This window comes from Bacillus sp. 05T31, assembly GCF_056396725.1.
Genome location: NZ_JBFTMA010000441.1, coordinates 1 through 3,701, shown reverse-complemented (window position 1 = coordinate 3,701; position 3,701 = coordinate 1). Strand labels below are relative to the sequence as shown.

Genomic DNA, 3,701 nt, shown 5'->3' with positions numbered 1-3,701 from the left:
GGGTATAGTTTAGCGTATCAAGTAGAAGAGATTGAACGTTACTGTAACGAAAATAATTTAGAACTACTTCGTGTGTATGAAGRTAGAGGATTAAGCGGAGCGACTGTTGATGAAGAGGGATTAACAGTTGAACGTGATGGACTACAAGAGCTATTGTCCGATATGGCGTATAAACAAGTAAGCTATGTTGTTGTGTTGAATACATCACGATTGTGGCGCTCTGATATGGCGAAAGTATTGATACAACGAGAACTAAAGAAACATGAAGTAGATGTGAAGGCAATTGAACAATCAAGCTATAGTATTTACACACATGATCCAAATGACTTTTTGGTGAATGGCATGTTAGAACTATTAGACCAATATCAAAGACTTGAAATAGCATTAAAGTTAAGCAGAGGTAGAAAAAAGAAGGCTGAACGAGGTGGGTATGCAGGTGGCGGTGTACTGTTTGGTTACAAGGCCAAAAAAGGACAAAAGGTGTTAGAAGTAGATGCTGGGAAAGCGGTAGTTGTACGTAGACTATTTGAGTTAAGATACATTTTTAAAAATTGGTCATTTACCCAATTGGCGAAACAATTGAATGTAGAAGGATACTGCACAGCGAAAGGTAAACAATTTACGAAAGTACAAGTGAAACGCATGTTAGATAGAGAGAATTTTTATCGTGGCATGTATAAATACGGGAAAATACAAACAAAAGGACAACATGCAGCAATTATTTTATAAAGTTACTTAAAAAATCGCTCATTTTACTATATGTACTTATGAAATTATGAAAAATGGATAGGCTTGCGTACCTATGCGCATCGGAAGATGAACGCTCGAACTAAGGTTGCCGACATTTTTATATATGACTAAATCATTGAATAGAGGGATGAGTTATGCATCATAGGCAGAACTATTTGTATGTAGGAGTAGATTTACATAAAGAACAGCATACGGCTGTTATTATTAATTGTTGGCAAGAGAAACTAGGAGAAATACAATTTGAGAATAAACCATCTGCATTTTCGAAGTTCTTATTAGAAGTAGAGACATATGTGTGTGATGGGATAACTGTTGTATTTGGTTTAGAAGATGTTGGTGGTTATGGAAGAGCGTTAGCGAAATATTTAGTAGATCACGAACAGGTAGTAAAAGAAGTAAATCCAGCTTTATCATTTTTAGAACGAAAAAGCCAAGTGATGATACAAAAAAATGATAGTTGGGATGCGGAATGTGTGGCACGCATATTGATAAACAAATTTAATCAATTACCAGATGCAAAGCCAAACGATTTATTATGGTCAATACAACAACTGGTTTCAAGAAGGAATGCATTAGTAAAAGCACAAAGTGCATTAAAGAACCAATTACATATTCAATTAAACCATCATTATCCAAGCTATAAAAAGTTTTTCTCAGAGTTAGATGGAAAAACAGCATTAGCATTTTGGGAGCAATATCCGTCACCCTCTTGTTTAGAGGGGACGAATATAAAGCGATTAACAACTTTTTTATTAGATGTTAGCAACAATACATGTTCAGTAAAGAAAGCAAGTGAAATATTAAGGCTTGTGAAAGAAGATGGACAAACAATGAAAGAGTATCAAGAAATGCGAAACTTTTTAGTAAGAAGTATTGTACGGGAGATTGAGTTTAAAAAGAAGGAAATGAAATACATCGAAAGAGAATTAAAACAGCTAGTAAATCTACTAGATTATCAATTAGAGACGATGCCGGGAATAGAACTTGTGACGGCATCAGCATTAATTGCAGAAATTGGAGATGTAAGACGATTTCCAAATGCCAACAAATTAGCAAGATTTGCGGGGATTGCGCCTGTTTACTTTGGTTCTGGTGGGAAAGGTAAGACATATAAAAGCAAACAAGGAAACAGGGCGCTACACGCTTTATTTTATAATTTAGCAGTACAGCAAGTGCAAGTAGCGAAAGGAAGTAAGACGCCACGGAATCCAGTATTTCATGCATACTATCAAAAGAAACTAAAAGAAGGAAAAACAAAGGGACAAGCATTGGTATGTATTATGAGAAGGCTTGTAAATATTATATATGGCATGATGAAATATAAAACAGCTTATGAGTTGCCGGTAGTAGAAGAAAAAGAAGTAGTTTAATAAGGTTTACATGGTTTGCTTTTTTATTGTGAGGGTTTAAGATTACAACATAGGGTACGGGTGAAGCTGGCACACCACCTCGATATGGTGATAGGCAAATATCAGACGAAGAATATGATATGTTAAGAAGTCAGACACCAACACAGAAATTGAGAGATAAAGTAAATGAGGGTCACGATAAAAAATCAGTAACCCAAGATGAGGCCATTCCTGGGAAAACATTTAAGGGTGCATTGGAAGCCGATCATATTGTTTCGATGGATAGAATTGCTAGGATGGATGGCTTTGGGAATTTAACAGAAGCCCAAAAACTTGAAGTTTTAAATAACCCAGAAAACTTTACAGGATTAAGTAAATCTGCAAACACCTCAAAGCAATCTAAATCATTTGAAGAATGGACACACTATAAGAAGGGGAAACCGGGAGAAATCGAAGTTAATCCTAAGTTTAGGGAAAAAATGATGGTTATAGAAAAAGAACTTGAAAGAAAGATACAGAAACAGATTGACGACTTTAATAAACAAAGAAAAATGGGAGATGAATAGTAGATGGATCAAAAACTTAATTATTTAAAAAGGTACAATAAAAAGGTTCGAATATTAACAATCGATGAAATTAGTAGACTGAATGATAATGAGATACCAATTGAATGGAGAGAACTGTTTTATAATGACGATATTAAAGGGAGAATTGATTTACTTCTGAACATATGGAGGGAAAATGTAGGGACTGAATTACGGAATACGATCTCTTATCTAAATAAACATCTAACAAATGTTGAAATTATGGATGTAGAAGGGGCTTATTCGATTTTATACACAATAAGAAATTCCAAAGGAGACATATTATATTACGAAGGGTGTAATCCTCAAAAGGGACAAAAAAACATAGAATTGGAGGATGCATGGGATAAAATACCTGCTTCAATTCGAAGTTTTTATGAAAATGTTCATGATGGGTTTTATTACTATGCGAGCGAATCAATGGGCTTAGTTCCACTTGAATCAGTAACATATCTTGGGGACGAGGATATTGAATGGAGTATTATTGATGATTTAGAAGAGCCTATAAAAATCAACCTAGATTCATCGTTTGGCTTTTTCACTAATGGTATGGGGAGCTACGTAGCTATAGATTACAATAATTGTATTGATAACACTGCTACCTTTTGGTCTGCAAAAGTAAAGCCCAAATATAATATCAGTTTTTGGAGTTATGTAGATGAGTGGATTGTAATTGGCTTTGAAGCGTAACTAGGTAAAGGTGGTTTTATCATAGTATTTGTCCACGATAACGACAAAAATCTTGGTGATAAAGATTGGACTATTGAAAAAAGAATAGTGACGGATTAATGTTACTTATAAAACATATGAASTYAAAGCACTTGATTGTCTACGAAGGGCAACAAGTGCTTTTTTAATAGGTAAGCATGCTATAAATTAGGGCTAACACAAATTACTAGTATTATATAATTGGAAATACATTAGCAAAAGAAAAGGTGCGGACTCCGTATCCCCAATCTTTAAAGGTGTAGAAATACTGCCAGATGGAAGTGTCGTTAGATCTGGAACGAACTATAGC

The 3,701-nt window shown here is 34.7% G+C and carries 4 protein-coding genes and 1 pseudogene; all 5 read left to right on the top strand.

Going from position 1 to position 3,701, the window contains the following annotated elements:
- Nucleotides 1-729 (top strand): recombinase family protein (locus AC1DJR_RS21390; protein ID WP_477003452.1); only part of this gene is annotated, 729 nt, incomplete at its 5' end.
- Nucleotides 730-884: 155 nt separating this feature from the next.
- Nucleotides 885-2,120 carry an IS110 family RNA-guided transposase gene (locus AC1DJR_RS21385; RefSeq protein ID WP_341024257.1) on the top strand — a complete coding sequence of 412 codons (1,236 nt, stop codon included), beginning with the start codon at nt 885-887 and terminating at the stop codon, nt 2,118-2,120.
- A gap of 119 nt (nt 2,121-2,239) precedes the next feature.
- A complete protein-coding gene (locus tag AC1DJR_RS21380) occupies nt 2,240-2,665 on the top strand; it encodes a hypothetical protein (RefSeq protein WP_429688718.1) in 426 nt (141 codons plus the stop codon).
- Between the two features lie 3 nt (nt 2,666-2,668).
- Entirely contained in the window at nt 2,669-3,373 is a 705-nt protein-coding gene (locus AC1DJR_RS21375) for an SMI1/KNR4 family protein (RefSeq protein ID WP_429688717.1), read from the top strand.
- 199 nt (nt 3,374-3,572) lie between these two features.
- Nucleotides 3,573-3,701, top strand: a pseudogene (locus tag AC1DJR_RS21370) (hypothetical protein); the annotation flags it as partial.

What these genes read in the sequence shown, in the direction of transcription:
- AC1DJR_RS21385 (WP_341024257.1), top strand. Translation starts at nt 885, where the DNA reads ATGCATCATAGGCAGAACTATTTGTATGTAGGAGTAGATTTACATAAA.
- AC1DJR_RS21375 (WP_429688717.1), top strand. Translation starts at nt 2,669, where the DNA reads ATGGATCAAAAACTTAATTATTTAAAAAGGTACAATAAAAAGGTTCGA.
- AC1DJR_RS21380 (WP_429688718.1), top strand. Translation starts at nt 2,240, where the DNA reads ATGTTAAGAAGTCAGACACCAACACAGAAATTGAGAGATAAAGTAAAT.